This is a genomic window from Gardnerella sp. c11Ua_71, from assembly GCF_055818025.1.
In genome coordinates, this window is sequence record NZ_JARFVR010000002.1 from 59865 (window position 1) to 77379 (window position 17515).

The 17515-nt window shown below is 42.7% G+C and carries 15 protein-coding genes, 2 tRNA genes and 1 pseudogene; 15 read left to right on the forward strand and 3 right to left on the reverse strand.

Annotated features, from left to right (window positions below; all coding sequences use genetic code 11):
• Window positions 1–110: 110 nt before the first annotated feature.
• Window positions 111–1184, reverse strand: a complete 1074-nt coding sequence (locus P0106_RS01805) for a metal ABC transporter solute-binding protein, Zn/Mn family (protein ID WP_004114839.1) — start codon at window positions 1182–1184, stop codon at window positions 111–113.
• Between the two features lie 243 nt (window positions 1185–1427).
• Here P0106_RS01805 and P0106_RS01810 point away from each other — a divergent pair, with 243 nt between their 5' ends.
• The 8 genes and pseudogenes from P0106_RS01810 to pyk all read left to right on the forward strand — a co-directional run bounded on the left by P0106_RS01810 (window position 1428) and on the right by pyk (window position 10388).
• Entirely contained in the window at window positions 1428–2312 is an 885-nt protein-coding gene (locus P0106_RS01810) for a bifunctional methylenetetrahydrofolate dehydrogenase/methenyltetrahydrofolate cyclohydrolase (protein WP_004114841.1), read from the forward strand.
• A 162-nt stretch (window positions 2313–2474) separates the two neighbouring features.
• Window positions 2475–3977: a 30S ribosomal protein S1 gene (gene rpsA, locus P0106_RS01815; RefSeq protein WP_004113153.1), complete on the forward strand. Its 1503-nt coding sequence runs from the start codon at window positions 2475–2477 to the stop codon at window positions 3975–3977.
• 220 nt (window positions 3978–4197) lie between these two features.
• Window positions 4198–4527: a TM2 domain-containing protein gene (locus P0106_RS01820; protein ID WP_004117621.1), complete on the forward strand. Its 330-nt coding sequence runs from the start codon at window positions 4198–4200 to the stop codon at window positions 4525–4527.
• A 70-nt stretch (window positions 4528–4597) separates the two neighbouring features.
• Window positions 4598–4714: pseudogene (locus P0106_RS01825) on the forward strand (dephospho-CoA kinase); the annotation flags it as partial.
• A gap of 224 nt (window positions 4715–4938) precedes the next feature.
• Window positions 4939–5526 carry a TM2 domain-containing protein gene (locus P0106_RS01830; protein WP_162860839.1) on the forward strand — a complete coding sequence of 196 codons (588 nt, stop codon included), beginning with the start codon at window positions 4939–4941 and terminating at the stop codon, window positions 5524–5526.
• Between the two features lie 69 nt (window positions 5527–5595).
• Window positions 5596–6267, forward strand: a complete 672-nt coding sequence (gene coaE, locus P0106_RS01835; protein ID WP_473730366.1) for a dephospho-CoA kinase — start codon at window positions 5596–5598, stop codon at window positions 6265–6267.
• 80 nt (window positions 6268–6347) lie between these two features.
• Window positions 6348–8462 carry an excinuclease ABC subunit UvrB gene (uvrB, locus tag P0106_RS01840; RefSeq protein ID WP_473730367.1) on the forward strand — a complete coding sequence of 705 codons (2115 nt, stop codon included), beginning with the start codon at window positions 6348–6350 and terminating at the stop codon, window positions 8460–8462.
• A 486-nt stretch (window positions 8463–8948) separates the two neighbouring features.
• Window positions 8949–10388, forward strand: a complete 1440-nt coding sequence (gene pyk, locus P0106_RS01845) for a pyruvate kinase (protein ID WP_004113139.1) — start codon at window positions 8949–8951, stop codon at window positions 10386–10388.
• Window positions 10389–10663: 275 nt separating this feature from the next.
• Here pyk and P0106_RS01850 read toward each other — a convergent pair.
• Window positions 10664–10737 (reverse strand) — tRNA-Leu (locus P0106_RS01850).
• A 238-nt stretch (window positions 10738–10975) separates the two neighbouring features.
• Here P0106_RS01850 and P0106_RS01855 point away from each other — a divergent pair.
• From P0106_RS01855 to P0106_RS01880, 6 genes are all read left to right on the forward strand, one after another.
• Window positions 10976–11048: transfer RNA gene (locus P0106_RS01855), tRNA-Arg, on the forward strand.
• Window positions 11049–11120: 72 nt separating this feature from the next.
• Complete coding sequence (gene glmU, locus P0106_RS01860) at window positions 11121–12536, forward strand: bifunctional UDP-N-acetylglucosamine diphosphorylase/glucosamine-1-phosphate N-acetyltransferase GlmU (RefSeq protein WP_473730368.1); 1416 nt, start codon at window positions 11121–11123, stop codon at window positions 12534–12536.
• Between the two features lie 37 nt (window positions 12537–12573).
• Window positions 12574–13011, forward strand: coding sequence for a ribosome silencing factor (gene rsfS, locus P0106_RS01865; RefSeq protein WP_004137977.1), 438 nt, complete (start codon window positions 12574–12576; stop codon window positions 13009–13011).
• Window positions 13012–13020: 9 nt separating this feature from the next.
• Window positions 13021–13842, forward strand: coding sequence for a histidine phosphatase family protein (locus tag P0106_RS01870; protein ID WP_004113134.1), 822 nt, complete (start codon window positions 13021–13023; stop codon window positions 13840–13842).
• A 194-nt stretch (window positions 13843–14036) separates the two neighbouring features.
• Window positions 14037–14537, forward strand: coding sequence for a LytTR family DNA-binding domain-containing protein (locus tag P0106_RS01875; protein ID WP_004138033.1), 501 nt, complete (start codon window positions 14037–14039; stop codon window positions 14535–14537).
• 77 nt (window positions 14538–14614) lie between these two features.
• Complete coding sequence (locus P0106_RS01880; protein WP_004114854.1) at window positions 14615–15064, forward strand: DUF3021 family protein; 450 nt, start codon at window positions 14615–14617, stop codon at window positions 15062–15064.
• 162 nt (window positions 15065–15226) lie between these two features.
• Here P0106_RS01880 and P0106_RS01885 read toward each other — a convergent pair whose 3' ends face one another.
• Window positions 15227–15631 carry a pyridoxamine 5'-phosphate oxidase family protein gene (locus P0106_RS01885; protein WP_004113128.1) on the reverse strand — a complete coding sequence of 135 codons (405 nt, stop codon included), beginning with the start codon at window positions 15629–15631 and terminating at the stop codon, window positions 15227–15229.
• Between the two features lie 873 nt (window positions 15632–16504).
• Between P0106_RS01885 and P0106_RS01890 the strand changes: the two genes are divergently transcribed.
• A complete protein-coding gene (locus P0106_RS01890; RefSeq protein WP_004138359.1) occupies window positions 16505–17500 on the forward strand; it encodes a DMT family transporter in 996 nt (331 codons plus the stop codon).
• The last annotated feature ends 15 nt before the right edge of the window (window positions 17501–17515 follow it).

Genomic DNA, 17515 nt, shown 5'->3' on the forward strand with positions numbered 1-17515 from the left:
GACATAAAAATTCACCTCCTAAGTTATAAAAATTTAGGAGGTGAATTTTATTCTTTATTTATATTTTTTTATATCTTCCTATATCTTCTACTTATTTTTATTTTTCAGATTTACTTTCCAGGATCCTGCTGACCTTTGTTAGACCTACTTGGATCTGGCTTAGAAACTGTAGGCTTTTCTGTAATAGGCTTATTTTGCTGAGAGGCTTCGTGCTTTCCCAACTCTTTTCTCATGTTAATCGTAGCTTTACCGGCATTGTCAATGTCTTCGCAAATTTTCATAACCCATTTTCTTAAATCGGTTGCATACGTTGGCATGAGCTCGTTAACCCACATTACAGACGTGTAGCTTCTTCCAGCTGTTCCAGTCAAAATGCTTATGTCAGTATTATTGCGTTGACTGTTGTTGATTATTACGTCAAATTTTCTTTCTTCTATTAATTTCTGGAATTTGTCCACATTAGTCTTATCAATAGCATCGTCTTGAGCAGCCTGAGTAGCATATTCTTTAGGAGTAGAATCCTCTATATTCATATCTGACATAAGCCAGAAAAGAATAGGATTAGTCGACGCATACTTTAAGTTTTTGTGATCTTTACCAAACTTTTCAATATACTCGTCAAGATTCTTTTCTTGAGATTTAACAGTATTAAGTCTTTTAGTAAAAATCTTCTTCTTTGACGGAAGAATCTTAGAGAAAACGTCGCAAATATTAGACGCCATAGCACTTCTCGCATCTTTGGACAACCATAAGTAAGGATTATCACCATTTAAAGCGCCAACTGTAGAAGCAGCATTTACTGTTTCGCTCTTTTTAGATAAGTATTTTGCAATCCAACTGTCATATCCAGCCCCGTTAGAAATCACAACTTGTGCATCATAAAGTTTTTGCAAATCCTTACTGGATGGTTTAAATGAGGAGGAATCAACATCTGGCTTGTTTATTATTGACTTAACAACAACATCGTTGCCTCCGATCTCTCTGGCTAAGCTTGCCCAAGATTCAAGTGTGGAAACAACTTTAATTTGTTTAATTTCTTTTTTTGTATGTGTTGTTTTTTCAGAAGATTGTGAATTTGCACCGCACCCAGCCATGCCAATCAACATTGATGGCACAATTGCGCAAGCTAAAATCGCTTTGCATATTTTCTTTGCGCGACTTAAATGAAAAGTATTTTCACACATCTTTGCGCCCCTTCCGTAAACAGCGTGCACGTACAAAAGTGTGGTACTGCTGTGGTACAGCTAATAAGTTGTATTACTAATAATAAATACCATTCTATTATTAATATCCTGTTATTAGTAGTTGTGTCGCGCACCTCTATACCTCACGATAGCCTATCCATACGAATATACTACGTGTACGAATTGTATTAGATGATTTGTAAGTTGAACATAAGAATTAACATGCGAGCTGGGAAGTGAATCATGGTTGTTGTATTAGATGGGAAAGCGCTAGCTGCAAGTATTAAAAGCGACTTAAAAAATAGAGTAGAAAAGCTTAAAGAAAAGGGCATTAATCCAGGGCTTGGAACGCTTTTAGTTGGAAGCGACCCTGGTTCGTTGAAGTATGTTGCTGGAAAACACAAGGATTGCGAAGAAGTGGGGATTCGCTCAATCCGATGCGATTTGCCAGAAGACGCTAGCGAATACGAAATTCTTACTGCTGTCGAAAAATTAAATAATGACCCTTCCTGCACAGGTTTTATAGTGCAATTACCTTTGCCAAAAGGCGTGGATTCTAAGAAGATTATTGAGGCAATAGACCCTGCAAAAGATTGCGACGGAATGCATCCGTACAATTTAGGCGAGCTGGTTATGCATATTTCGGGAGATATTGTTACACCTCTTCCATGCACGCCGCGAGGAATTTTGGCACTGCTAGATGCTTATAACATTGATCTTGAAGGCAAAAATGTGTGCGTACTTGGACGAGGAATTACTGTTGGACGAACAATCGGGCTGCTTCTTACGCGCAGGGGAGTAGATGCAACTGTAACATTATGCCACACGCGCACGCGCGATTTGCATGATATTATGATGCGATCTGACGTTATTATTGCGGCAATGGGCAGCGCTGGATTTGTAAAGCCTTGCGATGTTAAGCCTGGATGTGTGTTGGTTGATGTTGGTGTATCGCGCGTTTTTGATGAAGAAGTGGGAAGGTATCGTGTAAAAGGCGATGTTGATGTTGCTTGTAGAGAAGTCGCGGGAGCGTATTCGCCAAATCCTGGTGGAGTGGGTCCAATGACTCGCGCAATGCTATTGGCTAATGTTGTTGACATGGCTGAGCGAGCAGCAAGCGGCGAGTAGTGTTAAGTAGCAAATATCAAGTAGCGCGACACGCCCGAAGTAAAACGGCGATTTTGGCTATGCCTATATATAACATTGACAGAGTGCGTGCATAGTGCGCGTGCAAAAGTCATAATTTAATATCGAGTAATATCCACCCCAAGAAGAAACCACTAATAAGTAATGGCAGAGAATAATAACGAAGTCGCCAAGGTTGCGATTAATGATATTGGCACCGAAGAAGACTTCATCAAGGCAGTCGATTCAACCATCAAGAATTTTGACGATGGTGATTTAGTTGAAGGTACAGTCGTAAAGATTGATCACGACGAAGTATTGTTGGACATCGGCTACAAAACTGAAGGTGTAATCCCTTCCCGTGAACTTTCCATCAAGAAAGACGTTGATCCAGATGATGTTGTTGAAGTTGGCGACACCATCGAAGCCCTTGTTGTAACTAAGGAAGACAAGGAAGGACGTCTTATTCTCTCCAAGAAGCGTGCACAGTATGAGCGTGCTTGGGGTGATATTGAGAAGATCAAGGATGCAGACGGTATTGTTGAAGGTACCGTTATTGAGGCTGTTAAGGGCGGCTTGATTGTAGACATCGGTTTGCGCGGCTTCTTGCCAGCTTCCCTCGTTGAAATGCGTCGCGTTCGCGATCTTTCCCCATACATTGGTCAGAAGATTAAGGCTAAGATTCTTGAGCTCGATAAGAATCGCAACAATGTTGTACTTTCTCGTCGTCAATTCCTCGAGGAAACCCAGTCCGAAGTTCGCGAGACCTTCCTTTCGCAGCTTAAGAAGGGTCAGATTCGTGAAGGCGTTGTGTCTTCTATCGTGAACTTCGGCGCATTCGTTGATCTCGGCGGTGTTGACGGTCTCATTCACGTTTCCGAGCTTTCTTGGAAGCATATCGATCACCCATCCGAGGTTGTTAAGGTTGGCGATAAGGTCACTGTTGAGGTTCTCGACGTTGATCTCGATCGCGAACGCATCTCCCTCTCCCTTAAGGCAACTCAGGAAGATCCATGGCAGCGCTTCGCTCGTACCCATGTTCCTGGACAGGTTGTTAAGGGTAAGGTCACCAAGATTGTTCAGTTCGGTGTGTTCATCTCCGTTGAAGACGGCATCGAAGGCTTGGTTCACATTTCCGAGCTTGCTAACCGTCATGTAGAGAACCCAGAAACTGTTGTTAAGGGTGGCGAAGAAGTATTCGTTAAGGTTATTGACGTAGACCTCGATCGTCGTCGTATCTCGCTCTCCTTGAAGCAGGCTAACGAGGCTGTTGATCCAAATTCTGAAGATTTCGATCCAGCTCTCTACGGCATGCCAGCTGAGTATGACGAAGAAGGAAACTACAAGTACCCAGAAGGCTTCGATCCAAACACTAACGAGTGGATTGCTGGTTACGAGCAGCAGCGCGAAGAGTGGGAAGCACAGTATGCAGCAGCTCACGAATTGTGGGAGCAGCACAAGGTGTTTGCCGCTAAGGAACTCGCAGCTGCAGCAGAATCCGCAGCCGCTGATGGTCAGAACGAAGAAGCTGAAAAGAAGCCAGCTAAGGAAGAAAAGAAGGAAGAAGTTGCTTCCAACTATTCTTCTGAAGCAGCTAGCGAAGGTGCTTTAGCTGATTCCGATCAGCTCGCAGCTTTGCGCGAACAGCTTTTGAGCGAAAAGAAGTAGTTTCTACTTTCTACTAGAAGTTTATTAACAATTGCCCTGATGAGTTACCATCGGGGCAATTTTGTTTATGTTTGGCTACTATTTTGAGTATGTTTTACGAGTATTTTTGTGACTCAAGTTTTGTAATTAAATATAGGTACAATTAATTTTCTTTTAAGAATAATGATTATATGATGCTTTTAAACATTAATCATAATTCTTAAAAGGATTGGTGAAGATTATGAGCACGTTTGATAACAATCAGAAAAATCCTCAGTTCCCTTCGTATGATGGTAATAATGAGGAAAACGCTAAAGCAACTTTAGTAAGCTCGCGCAATAAAATTGTTGCAGGTTTGCTAGCGATTTTCTTAGGATTTTTAGGTGTGCACAATTTTTATCTTGGTTTTAAAGGAAAGGCGATTGCACAGCTGCTTATTTCTGTTCTTTCTTTTGGTTTCCTGTTGATTATTACGGGAATATGGGCATTGGTTGAGGGTATTTTGATTCTTTGCTCAAAGCCTGGAAGTAAGTGGCACAAAGATGCTAATGGTGCCGAGTTAAAGGATTAATGTTTTATAATTATTGTTAATAAACAATGCCCTGGTAATTAGTTACTGGGGCATTACTTATAATTTATGTATGACAATGATGCGGATTGCGGTAAAGGGCGGAATTGCAGCTGGAAAATCTACAGTAGCAAATCATTTGCGTTCGCTTGGCGCGTTTGCTATAGATTACGATGTTTTAGCGCGTGAATGAGGCTTCTACCGAAGGTGCTTTAGCTGATTCCGATCAGCTCGCAGCTTTGCGTGAACAGCTTTTGAGCGAAAAGAAGTAGTTTTCTACTAAAATCTTATAAATAAGATGCCCTCGGTGAGTAATCATCGGGGCATCTTTTAATATCTTTAGTAATAACGCTTTGATTTATTAATTTTTTATTATACAGTTTTTAAGAAAATAAATTTCTTACGAGAGAAAGTGTGATTATTGTGAGTGATTTAGATAAGCAAACTGGAGATTACTCAGGCTCTGACGGACAGACTCAGTACGGACAACCACAGTACAATGATCAGTCCCAGCAGTATAACCAGGCTCAGCCACAATATAACAACCAATCCCAGTATGGTGCTCAGCCTCAGTACAATGCTCAGCCGCAGTATGGTCAGACTCAGTATGGTCAGACTCAGTATAATCAGAATTCATATGCTCAGCCTCAGTACAATGCTCAGCCGCAATATGGTCAGTACTCTCAGTCTACTCCTCAGTACAATCAAGCATCTTCATACTCTAACTATGGGTCTAATTATTCATCAAACACATACAGAAGCTCTCGTAACAAGATTGCTGCAGGCCTGTTAGCGATTTTCTTGGGCGCTTTGGGTGTGCACAATTTCTATCTTGGTTTTAAAGGCAAGGCTATTGCCCAGCTTCTTATTTCTATTCTTTCTTTCGGCTTGCTGGCTTTTGTTTCTGGAATTTGGGCATTTATTGAAGGAATTTGCATTCTTTGCTCTCAGCCTGGTTCTAAGTGGCATAAGGATGCCGATGGTGCTGAACTTCAAGACTAATTTTACAATTACTATTTAGCATATAATGCCCCGGTAATTAGTTACTGGGGCATTAATTATAATCAAAATATGACAATGATGCGGATTGCTGTAACGGGCGGAATCGCTGCTGGAAAATCTACTGTAGTAAACCATTTGCGTTCGCTTGGCGCGTTTGTTATAGATTACGATGTTTTAGCGCGTAAAGTGGTGGAACCGGGAAGCGCAGTCTTGCAGAAAATCGTAAGCATTTTTGGGGAAAATGCTGTTAAGAATGATGGCTCTTTAAATCGCGAGTTTATTGCGGAGCATATTTTTGGCGATGATGTAAATCATAAGCAAGCGTTAAGCAGGATTGAGTCGCTTATTCATCCTGCTATTTATGGTTTAGCAAAGACTTTAGAAGGTGAGTATATAAGCGAGTATTCTAGGAAAATTTCTAAAGAAGATTGCAGTGAACGAGCATCTTTAAGATCTGTTATTGTGCACGATATTCCGCTTCTCGCGCAAGTAATTGACAGCATTCCATTTAGTTTTGATCATATTATTACAGTTGAAGCACCTAAAGATGTTCGCATTGCGAGAATGATAAGCGAGCGCAAAATGAGCCAGAATCAGGCGGAGCAGCGCATAAGTAATCAAGTTGAAGAGATTGAGCGCAAAAAAATCGCGGATTTTGTGGTTGATTCTACAAAGCCTATGGAAGTTATGCTTAAAAGCGTTGATTCAAAAATTAAAACGTGGATGGGTAAGGAGCATTAGAGACTCAAAGGAAAAATCGCAAGCAACCGCGCGATTGTTGGGTTTTAGTAAAATAAATAAAATGCTCTTGGGGAAAAATAATGTCGAATAAAATTCAGCGCACAAACAAGCCTTTTGTAGTAAAAGCGCCATACAATCCTTCGGGCGACCAGCCGCAAGCAATCGAAGAGCTGGCTAATCGTATTGAAAACGGCGAAAACGACGTTGTTTTAATGGGCGCAACTGGCACTGGTAAAACTGCTACAACCGCTTGGCTAATTGAGCGTTTGCAAAGGCCTACACTTATTATTGAGCCGAATAAAACATTGGCAGCTCAGCTTTGCGCAGAGTTTCGCGAGCTTATGCCAGATAATGCTGTGAGCTATTTTGTGTCTTACTACGATTACTATCAGCCGGAAGCGTATATTCCGCAAACAGATACGTATATTGAAAAAGATTCGAATATTAACGACGATGTTGAGCGTCTTCGTCACGCAGCTACAGCGAATTTGCTTACGCGCAGAGATTGCGTTGTTGTAGCTACCGTTTCTTGCATTTATGGACTTGGTACCCCAGAGGAGTATGCCGAGCGAATGCTTATGCTGAGCGTTGGGGAGCAGCTTGAGCGAGACGATTTATTACGTCAATTCGTGAGTATGCAATACAAGCGCAATGACATTGCTTTTACGCGTGGAACTTTTAGAGTGCGTGGAGATACGGTTGAGATTATTCCAGTTTACGAAGAATTAGCTGTGCGAATTGAGTTCTTTGGTGACGAAATCGACAGAATTACAATGTTGCATCCGCTTACGGGGGAAGTGATTCGCCAAGAGAGTAGTGTTCATATTTTCCCTGCATCTCACTACATTGCAGGGCCGGAGCGCATGGAGCGCGCGCTGAAGGCGATTGAAAAAGAGCGTGACGAAAGAGTTGCGCAGCTTAAAAAGCAGAATAAATTGCTGGAAGCTCAGCGTTTGGAAATGCGAACTACGTATGATTTGGAGATGCTTCGCCAAGTTGGAGTATGTCCAGGAGTGGAAAATTATTCGAGGCATTTTGACGGTCGCGCTGCAGGCACGCCTCCGCATACTTTGCTTGACTTTTTCCCAGACGACTTTTTGCTGGTTTTGGACGAGTCGCATGTAACTGTGCCGCAAATCGGAGCTATGTATGAAGGCGATGCTTCGCGCAAAAGAACGCTTGTGGAGCATGGTTTTAGACTGCCTTCTGCAATGGATAATCGCCCGTTAAAGTGGAAAGAATTTTTGGAGCATGTTGGTCAAACTGTGTATCTTTCGGCAACACCTGGAGATTACGAGTTGGGGCTTTCGGATGGCGTAGTTGAGCAGATTATTCGCCCAACTGGCTTGCTTGACCCTAAGATTGAGGTTCGACCTGTGGAAGGGCAGGTTGATGATTTGCTTGCGGAAATCAAGGCGCGTGTTGCAAAAGATGAGCGCGTGCTTGTTACTACGCTTACTAAGAAAATGGCGGAAGACTTAACTGATTACTTTTTGGAGCTTGGTATTAAAGTTGAGTACTTGCATTCGGATGTTGATACTTTGCGCAGAGTGGAGCTTTTGCGCGAGCTTCGCGAAGGAAAAATTGATGTGATTGTTGGCATTAATTTGCTTCGTGAAGGCTTGGATCTGCCGGAAGTTTCGCTTGTTGCGATTTTAGATGCAGATAAAGAAGGCTTCTTAAGATCTTACCGCTCGCTTATTCAGACGATTGGACGCGCTGCTCGTAACGTTTCTGGAACTGTGCTTATGTATGCAGATAGCGTTACGGATGCTATGAGCAAGGCGATTAGTGAGACGGAGAGGCGTCGCGAAAAGCAAATCGCGTATAACAAGGCGCATGGAATTGACCCTAAGCCTTTGCGAAAGAAGATTAGCGATGTGAACGATATGCTTGCTAAAGAGGATGTTGATACTCAAACTTTGCTAGTAGGTGGTTACAGGAATGCTAATAAGGCTGGGAACTCGCATTATGGCGTGCCAAAAGAGCCGAATCTTGGGCAGCAAAGCAAAGAAAAGCGTATGGCGAATATTTCTGAGTTGCCGCAAGACGATATTATTTCTTTAATTAAGAATTTGAGCGAGCAGATGCATGTTGCTGCAGAACAGTTGCAATTCGAGCTTGCAGCGCGATTGCGCGACGAGATACGCGATCTAAAGAAAGAGTTGCGTCAAATGGATGCGGCTAATAAGTGAGCTGGTAAGTGAGCGTTGCTAATAAATAATTGTTTGCTATTGCTCGCTTTTATCGTTAAAAGGTGAGCTCAATATCCGTGGATAGACACTCAAAAAAGTGTAGATATACTCGTAAAGCCTATCAATACATGTTCTATGCTGAGCATTACTCAATGCCTATAATCGTGTGATAAAAAACACTAAAATACGTATAACTATGTGATACACGATAAAAGATAGCGCAAAATATAACAAAGGCTGATTACACGGATAAGCTTATAGAACTTGCGCTGAAAGAAAACAACTAGGAAAGTTAGTCGTAGCTAGTCGCAAGGTAATCATGTTTTAATAAATGAGTGTTGCTAAGTGATAAGTGTGCCTAATAAATAGACGCGATAAATAAATAAGCGCGAGTTTTGTCTATAGGTCACAATTTGCTGGTACACTATTACTCGGAAAGTGGGTATTTTCCCATTTAAAAATAAACAAAGGAAACAGGCAGGCATTATGAGAAAAGCCAAAATTGTTGATACTATTGGACCAGCTACCGAATCGTTAGAGGGTATTACCAAGCTTGTTGAAGCTGGCATGGATGTTGCTCGCTTAAACCGTTCGCATGGCACTCCTGAAGATCATTTGCGCGTTTACAACAATGTGCGCGAAGCTTCAAAGACCACTGGTCGTAATGTTGCTGCTCTTGTTGATTTGCAAGGTCCAAAGATTCGTTGCGGCTGGTTCAAGAAGAACGCTGACGGCGAAGACAAGGTTTATTTGGAAGAGGGCCAAGAGTTCGTTATTACCACAGACGATATTGAGGGTGATGAGCATCGCACTTCCACAACCTTCAAGGGTTTGCCAGGAGATTGCCACGCAGGCGATCCAATTTTGATTGATGACGGCAAGGTTCGTCTTGAGGTTACCAAGGTAGAAGGCAACGACGTACACACTAAGGTTGTTGTTGCTGGCCCAGTTTCTAGCCACAAGGGCATTAACCTTCCAGGCGTTGCCGTTTCTCTTCCAGCATTGACCGAAAAGGATGAGTCTGATCTTCGTTGGGCTATTCGCACGGGTGCAGACATTATTGCAATGTCGTTCGTGCGTTTTGCTACCGATATTGATCGCGCTCACGAAATCATGGACGAAGAAGGCCGCCGCATTCCAATCGTTGCAAAGATTGAGAAGCCACAGGCTGTTGCAAACTTGGAAGAGATTGTTAAGACCTTTGATGGCATTATGGTTGCTCGTGGAGATATGGCAGTGGAGATGCCACTTGAGCAGGTTCCACTCGTTACCAAGCGCTGCATTGAGCTTTCTCGCCAATACGCAAAGCCAGTAATCGTTGCTACTGAAGTTCTTGGATCAATGGTTAACTCTCCAGTTCCAACTCGTGCAGAGGCTTCTGATTGCGCTAACGCTGTTCTTGACGGCGCCGATGCAACTATGACATCTAACGAGACCGCAGTCGGCAAGTATCCAGCAGTTACCGTTCAGACCATGTCTCGTATTTCTCAATACGCGACTGAAAATGGCTATGATCGCATTCCATCTGTGGAGCTTGACATGTCTAGCACGGGTGCAGTTTCTTCTGCAGCTGTTGACTTGGCGGACAAGCTTAACGCTAAGGCGATTGTTGCTTACACTCAGACTGGTCGCACTGTGCATCGCATTTCTCGCGAACGCCCAGCTGCTCCAATCTACGGCTTGACCAACAATGAGCACACTTATCACTGGTTGGCTTTGAGCTGGGGCACTGAAGGCTTCTTGATTAGCGAGGACTACCACGATATGAACCGTCACGATCTTATGATCTTCACCGACAAGGTTCTTCGTGAAGCTGGTAAGGTTGAAGACGGCGACAAGATTGTTGTTTTGAGCACTGCTCAGGGTGAGCGCCAGGCTGGTCGTACCGACTCTATTTACGTTCACACCGTTGGTGCTTGCGATTAATCTCTAGTTGATTGCTAGTTAATCGTTAGTTTTTTTAAACGCGCATCCTTTTGGGTGCGCGTTTTCGTTTAGCATGAATCTGGTGATTTCTCACGCTACGATTTAAACTCGAAGTCGTCTATTCCCGCGTTTGTTTACCATTTGAGCCAAAAAGGGAACAAACGCAGTAATGAAAACGCTACGAGGATTAAGTGTGTCGTTTGTGTATCGTACAAAATCGCGTGAGAGAGAAGATAACAAAAACGCCGCTTAGAATGTAAGCGGCGTTGTGCACGTGCCCCCGGTGAGACTCGAACTCACACTGCACAGATTTTGAGGCTGTTTCCTCTACCAATTGGGATACAGGGGCATCTTAAATTATCCGCGTTTTAACGCGACTTGATGACTATACCACATTTTGTAGAGTAATCAAATATACCGCGTGTTGCGCGTGCTGAAAAGTCGCTAGCAGCCGAGCACCAAAAACCCAAAGTAAAATCAAAATAAATAAATATAAATCAAAACAGAGTCAAAACAGAAATATTAATTTGCAAATTATTTAAGACTGGGTGTGTTGATGTAAGAATTTTGGTATAATTGCGACTTGCGCCTCTGTAGCTCAATGGATAGAGCAACGGCCTTCTAATCCGTTGGTTGCGCGTTCGAATCGCGTCGGGGGCACTTGTTTGATTTTCTGCTCTTGTATTATTTCGAAAGCATTTCGACAATATCTCATAAAAACAAGGAGCGCGCGTGGAAAAGCATAATGATAATGTAGCCGCAGCGATAATTCTGGCAGCAGGTGATGGGACGCGCATGCGTTCAACAACGCCGAAAGTATTGCATCCGTTCGCTGGAAAAACGTTCTTAAATCGCGTAATGAACGCAATGGCAGGCGTAAACCCTAAGGAGCTTGCTGTTGTAGTGCACGCTCAAGCGCAACGAGTGTCGGCAGCTGCGCAAAGCTACAATAACGCCGTGCGTATTGTGAACCAGGATGATAAGCCTGGAACGGGCAGGGCAGTGCAGTGCGCAATGCGAGATCTTAATGAAGCTTCAAAACAAGAATGTGGTAGTGCGCTTAAAGGTTCTGTGGTAATTGCGGCAAGTGATATGCCACTTTTAGACACGCAAACATTGCAATCATTAATTGATTTTCACAATAGTCAAGGCAATGTAGCAACTGTTTTAACCGCTGTTTTAGACAATGCCACTGGCTACGGGCGAATTGTGCGAGAAGCAAATGGTGATGTGCTAAGAATTGTTGAACACAAAGATGCTAATGCAGGAGAGCTTGCAATTAAGGAAGTGAACACATCTGTGTACGTGTTCGATGCGGAAGTGCTTACAGACGCAATATCTAACCTTAATTCCAAGAACGCTCAAGGCGAATTCTATTTAACAGATGCGCTAGAGCACGCTCGCACAATGGGTCGAGTTGGAGCAATGGCAGCATCAGATTCGTTGAGAGTAGAAGGCGTAAATACACGCGTTCAATTAGCTGCGCTTGCAAAAGCATACAACAAGCGCGTTTGCGAAAAGTGGATGCTTGAAGGCGTAACGATTCTAGACCCAGAAAACACGTGGATTGAAGACGATGTTGTTTTGCAAGAAGACGTTACGGTACTTCCAGGGTGCTTCTTGCAAGGGCAAACGATTGTTAAAAGCGGTGCGGTTGTAGGACCATACACTACGCTTGTCGATGCGCAAGTAGATGAAGACGCGGTTGTGGAGCGCTCGCGTGTGCAGGAATCACATATTTGCCGCGCTGCAAACATTGGTCCGTGGGCGTATTTGCGACCAGGAAATGTGCTTGGCGAGGAGAGCAAAGCGGGCGCGTTTGTGGAGATGAAGAAAGCGCATATTGGAAACGGAACTAAGGTTCCACACTTAAGCTACATGGGCGACGCTGATTTGGGAGAGCACACGAATATCGGCGGTGGCACAATTACAGCAAACTACGACGGTGTGCATAAGAATCACACGACTATTGGCTCTAACGCGCATGTTGGTGCAGGAAACCTGTTTGTAGCTCCCGTTACTGTTGGAGATGGAGTTACAACGGGTGCAGGATCTGTTGTGCGTCACGATGTTCCAGCGGATTCCATGGTGTATTCAGAAAATACGCAGCACGTTGTAGAAGGCTGGAAGCCAGCTTGGGAGCGTTAGTTCGATAGTTCGCTAGTTCGATAGTTAAGGAGAAACAATGGCAGCTTTAGAAAGCTCTGTTAACGCGATTAGGATTGCTGCGGCTGCAGCCGATAGGTTAAAAGCCACTAATATCCAAGCTTTTGACGTTAGCAATCTGCTTGGAATTACAGACGCAATGCTGGTTGTTTCTGCATCTAACGAGCGTCAAGTCTTAGCTGTTAGCGAAGAAATCGAAAAAGACTTGTACTTAAAAGACAATAAGCGTAAAGCTTTATCTCGAGAAGGCTTAGAACTAGCGCAGTGGATTTTGCTTGATTTTGGCGACTTTGTGGTTCATATTATGCACGAGGAAGCGCGCGAGTTTTATCGCCTTGAGCGCTTGTGGAATGATTGCCCTACAATTGATTTGCAACTTCCAGAGCATGATGAGAGCGATGCACATGGCGATGATGGCGATGATGTGCAAAATGGCGATCAAGAGTCTGAAAGGTAGCGCAAGATAATGGTGGATTTTGTTGAAAGCGCGACGCAAATTGCTCATAATGCAAATAAAAACAGCTCTCACGAGGGTATTGCGCGTTCTGTAATGCTTGTTCGCCACGGTCAGACGCCTTATAATGCTCAATTTAGACTTCAAGGCATGATTGATATTGCTTTAGATGAGTCTGGAATAGACCAGGTGACTCGCTCTGGTAAGGCTTTGCGTGTTCTTTTTGGAGCTTCCGACTTAGAAGACCCAAAGAATCCAAATAGCGAGGAGCACGTGCGCATTACTCCAGAAGAAGCAGACGCGAGTTTTGTTGCAATTGCTTCTCCGCTTATTCGCGCACAACAGACAGCTCATGCTTTTGCAGATAAGATTGAGCTTAATGTTCACGTTGAAAATGGTGTGCGTGAGCGCTTTTTTGGAGAGTGGGAAGGTCTTAATCGCCAGCAAATTAGCGAAAAATGGCCTGAAGATTTTAAGTCATGGGTTGATGGCAAAGGTGGGGAACTCAACCACGGTGCAGAAACAAAGCAAGAAGTTGGCGAGCGCGCGGCGAAAGCTGTTGAGGATTGGGCGCGCAAAACTGGCTCGGATCGCGATTTGCTAGTATTTTCGCATGGTTCCTGTCTTTCGCAAACTGTTCATAAGCTGCTTGGATTAGACAAGGTAGATTCTTCTTATAAGACGATTGGCGGAATGGGAAACGGTCGTTGGGCGCGTTTAATTCCAAGCCTTAATGCGGACGGCTCGATTCATTGGCGTTTGGATGCTTACGATCAAGGCCCTGCAGCCGACCCTACAAGTCAGCGTCTTATTCGCATTTGGGGAGCGGCTTAAGTAGTTGTGTAATCTTTTCATTTTTCGCCGCTTATGTTCCAAAAGCTACCGTTTAGCGGTTTTGTAAAGACAGACTATTTACAGTGCCGTATAGTCAAAATTACAAAACAAAAAGCTAGCAAAAGCTAGCAAAAGCTAAGAAAAGTTAGCAAAAGCTAGTAAACGCTAACGGTAGTATACGGAAGGGAGGCTTGATGAAAGTAACGATTGCTATTGTGCCGCCAGAAGAGGAGCAGCACGCTCAATTGTCAGTTCACAATATTGACGACAATCTTAAACGCATTATAGCCAATTTGCAAGGCATTGATTCTAAAAATGCAAAAGCAAGTAACACTGAAAATAATACTGTAAATGCGGAAAATAGCAACAATAATTCATTTATATATGGTTATATTAACGATTCGATTATTGTTATGCACGAGCCAGATGTGATTATGATTTGCGTAGAAAATTCGCGCGTAATCATCCACAGTGATAAAGGCGAGTGCGTTTCTTACAAGCGCCTAATGGATTTTGACAATCCGCAATTCGCGTCGTTTGTGCGCATATCTAAATCCGCAATCGTGAACTTGAATCGCATTGTTCGAGTAGATCCAGGATTCGGCGGAAGTATGAGCGTAAAAATGGACGACGGAAGCGTTGAGTGGATTAGTCGCAGATGCTTAGCAGGATTCAAAAAGCGCTTAGGAATGTAGTTTTAAGCGTAGTCAAATATAAAACTATCAAAAATTTTAATACTAATTTTTTAATACTTAAAAAGGAAATGATTATTATGGAAAAGCAAGTTACAACTTTAGGCAAAACAATGGCAAAAAACATTGTTATAGGCATTGGCATAGGGTGCACTATTTTTACTGCAATCAGTTTTGTATCTAGCCTGTTAGCGCATAGCGCAGTTGGAAACAGAATTGCATCTTATGCTGTAGCATCGTTTGTTATAGGCATAGGCTATGGAGTGTTCGCTATTTTTTGGTCGAATGAGCGTATGTCAAATCTCGCAAAATTCGTTTTTGCGCTAGTTCCACCAATTGCTATTCAATTTATTGTATCGGTGATTGTTGGGTGGATTTCATTCAAAGATGGGCCAGCTGTGATTTGCGGATGGATTGTATTCACTGTTATTTTCCCGATTGCGATTGCTGCAATAATTTATTACTTCGAGAAGAAGAAAGCGGAAGAAATGAACGCTAGGTTGCAAGCATTGCGTAAAGAAAACAAGTAAATTAGTGACAATTAAATAATCAAATAAAAATTAATCAAATAAAAATTGAGTGGTGTTCATCTTCGCCATTGAGGACGAACGCCACTCGATATTGTATTCCGCGTATTAGAGACCTAAAAATTCGGCGTTTTGTTAGATTTTTACTAAAAATTAGTATTTTGACTAATCTTTAGTAATTGTCTTTCCAGCATTAGCTCCAGAAGTCAAATCCTGAATCTCATTAATCTCCATAACAGGAACGGCAGCAGGCTTCTTTGTGCCCTTTTCTTCGGCAACGCGAACTTGCTCATTGTAAATCGCGTCATCCGTGTGAAGCGTAACAGTTCCGCGGAAGCGATAGCCCTTCTTTTCTGCCAAATTTGCAACTGCTACAACCAACTGGCTGCCATCTTGCAAGTTCTTAAAATGCTGACCTGCAGTGCGCTCATGGTAAGCAAGGTGATTATCGTCTAGAACAAACATTGACATCTTTGGTCCAAGATCAAGCTCGCCATCTTTGCTAATCGTTGCAATCCAAGCCAAATTGTTCTCAATAAAAGTCTTCATATCTTCACTAAGAGTTGCCATGTTGAGTCCTTTCTTCAACTGATTATTTTTTCAATCGCGCAATCATATGATTATGATTCAATCACATCTAAGATTACGCGCAATCCTGCATATAAAGGCTTAAAATTCGACAAGTTTTTGCAAAAACGCCTAAACTTGTGACATAAATCACCAATTGCACAAAGTGCAAACGTAATTTTCCGCACTTTGTACCATATTTGACCTAAATCACGTACAAAAAGCGGAAAATCGCTAACGCGCTACGCTTTAAGCGAAAAGGCAGGTCGTCGCGCAAGAAAAATCTCGAATCTCGGTGATAAAAACCACGCAAAAGTCCTAGCATGTAAGAGGGCTGGGTGATTCTTGGTCGAACAATATAAGAGCGGCAGCCGATACCAAATAATCCAATGATCAACCACTACAAACAAACCTCAACACAAAAACAAAATCAAAGACAAAACGGAACAACCGCAACTCTAGACTACACGTAATAGGCGGAGCGTTGTGAGACAAGGATTAGCCAGCCCTCTCACAATAGTAAACAGAGAATACCGTTCGCGCGGTCTAAGCGCGCTCACGTCTTCGCTTGCGTTGAAAGCACACTGTGCTTTCAACCTTAAGCAAGCTCAGCGCTCCGAATTACCTTTTCGCGCTACGCTTTAAGCGAAAAGGCAGGTCGTCGCGCATCAATCATTAATCGTAAATATTAAGGTAAAGTCGCAGTGTGTACAACCAATTCAGTTGTCAATTAGGAAATTTTCCGAAGGAACGCCGATAGGTTGTACTTTTCTTGTTTTTGTGGCTATTCTATAAAGTTTATAAGGCAATTTAGCTACCTTAAAGAAAAATTTAATGTTATAGACTTGTGATTTGCAAGAAATTGAGGGGAGTGACATGAGTGAAATAAATAGCGCGGTTCAACCAAGACAGAACAATCGAATTAACGTAAACTTCGCGCGAATCATGTTGCTCTTATGCGCCGCAATTTGGGGCGGAAGCTACGTCTCATCTAAATACGCTCTAGAGGTATTCCCACCTCAATGGCTTATGGGAGTTCGCATGCTTGGAGCGTGCATAATAATGGGCGCAGTCTTCTTTAAAACAATCCGCAAAAATTTTACTAAAAAGCTAATAATTCCTTCGCTTTTAACAGGTGTTACATACTACGCATCTTTAGTTACTCAAACAGAAGGATTAAGGTGGATAGACCCAGGTAGAAGTGCTTTTCTTACAGCCGCCTACTGTGTTATAGCGCCATTTTCAGCTTGGATGATTATTAGAAAAAAGCCAACGCTTTTAGGAATTATTGCAGCTCTAACATGCGTTGTGGGCGTTGGATTAGTTGCATTAAAGCCAGGATCTCTTGTTCTTACACTTTCTCACGGAGATGTTTTAACTCTTATTTGCGCGGCTGTTTTTGCGTTTAACTTAACATACTTAGCGTATTATTCTAGACAATACAATCCCGTTGCTTTAACATTCGGTCAGTTTAGTGTTTCTGGAGTTCTATTTTTGTGCGGAGCTGCAATAAGTGAGCCTTTGCCTAATTTTAATGCCGAAGATAATTGGATAACTATTACGAACATGTTCTATCTTATAGTGATAGTAACTGTTCTTGCGCAAATCATTCAAAACTATACTCTGATTTATCTTTCAACAGCTAACGCTTCCGTGATTATGTGCACAGAATGCTTATTTACATTGCTATTTTCTAGCATTCTATACAACGAGCGCGTAACAAGCGTTGCTTTTATTGGCTTTGCATTGATTTTTGCTGCGATTCTGCTTGCAAGTTTGGCAGAACATATTGAGCTTATAAAAATCAAAAATAAGCAGAAAATTTCTGAAACAGAGTCTAAAGTTGCATCTGCAGCAGCATCTACAATTTAAATAGTTGTCAATAAT

Excerpts from the sequence above, each read along its gene's own strand:
- P0106_RS01805 (WP_004114839.1), bottom strand. The coding sequence starts at position 1,184 with ATGTGTGAAAATACTTTTCATTTAAGTCGCGCAAAGAAAATATGCAAA.
- P0106_RS01810 (WP_004114841.1), top strand. The coding sequence starts at position 1,428 with ATGGTTGTTGTATTAGATGGGAAAGCGCTAGCTGCAAGTATTAAAAGC.
- rpsA (WP_004113153.1), top strand. The coding sequence starts at position 2,475 with ATGGCAGAGAATAATAACGAAGTCGCCAAGGTTGCGATTAATGATATT.
- P0106_RS01820 (WP_004117621.1), top strand. The coding sequence starts at position 4,198 with ATGAGCACGTTTGATAACAATCAGAAAAATCCTCAGTTCCCTTCGTAT.
- coaE (WP_473730366.1), top strand. The coding sequence starts at position 5,596 with ATGACAATGATGCGGATTGCTGTAACGGGCGGAATCGCTGCTGGAAAA.
- uvrB (WP_473730367.1), top strand. The coding sequence starts at position 6,348 with ATGTCGAATAAAATTCAGCGCACAAACAAGCCTTTTGTAGTAAAAGCG.
- pyk (WP_004113139.1), top strand. The coding sequence starts at position 8,949 with ATGAGAAAAGCCAAAATTGTTGATACTATTGGACCAGCTACCGAATCG.
- rsfS (WP_004137977.1), top strand. The coding sequence starts at position 12,574 with ATGGCAGCTTTAGAAAGCTCTGTTAACGCGATTAGGATTGCTGCGGCT.
- P0106_RS01870 (WP_004113134.1), top strand. The coding sequence starts at position 13,021 with ATGGTGGATTTTGTTGAAAGCGCGACGCAAATTGCTCATAATGCAAAT.
- P0106_RS01875 (WP_004138033.1), top strand. The coding sequence starts at position 14,037 with ATGAAAGTAACGATTGCTATTGTGCCGCCAGAAGAGGAGCAGCACGCT.
- P0106_RS01880 (WP_004114854.1), top strand. The coding sequence starts at position 14,615 with ATGGAAAAGCAAGTTACAACTTTAGGCAAAACAATGGCAAAAAACATT.
- P0106_RS01885 (WP_004113128.1), bottom strand. The coding sequence starts at position 15,631 with ATGGCAACTCTTAGTGAAGATATGAAGACTTTTATTGAGAACAATTTG.
- P0106_RS01890 (WP_004138359.1), top strand. The coding sequence starts at position 16,505 with ATGAGTGAAATAAATAGCGCGGTTCAACCAAGACAGAACAATCGAATT.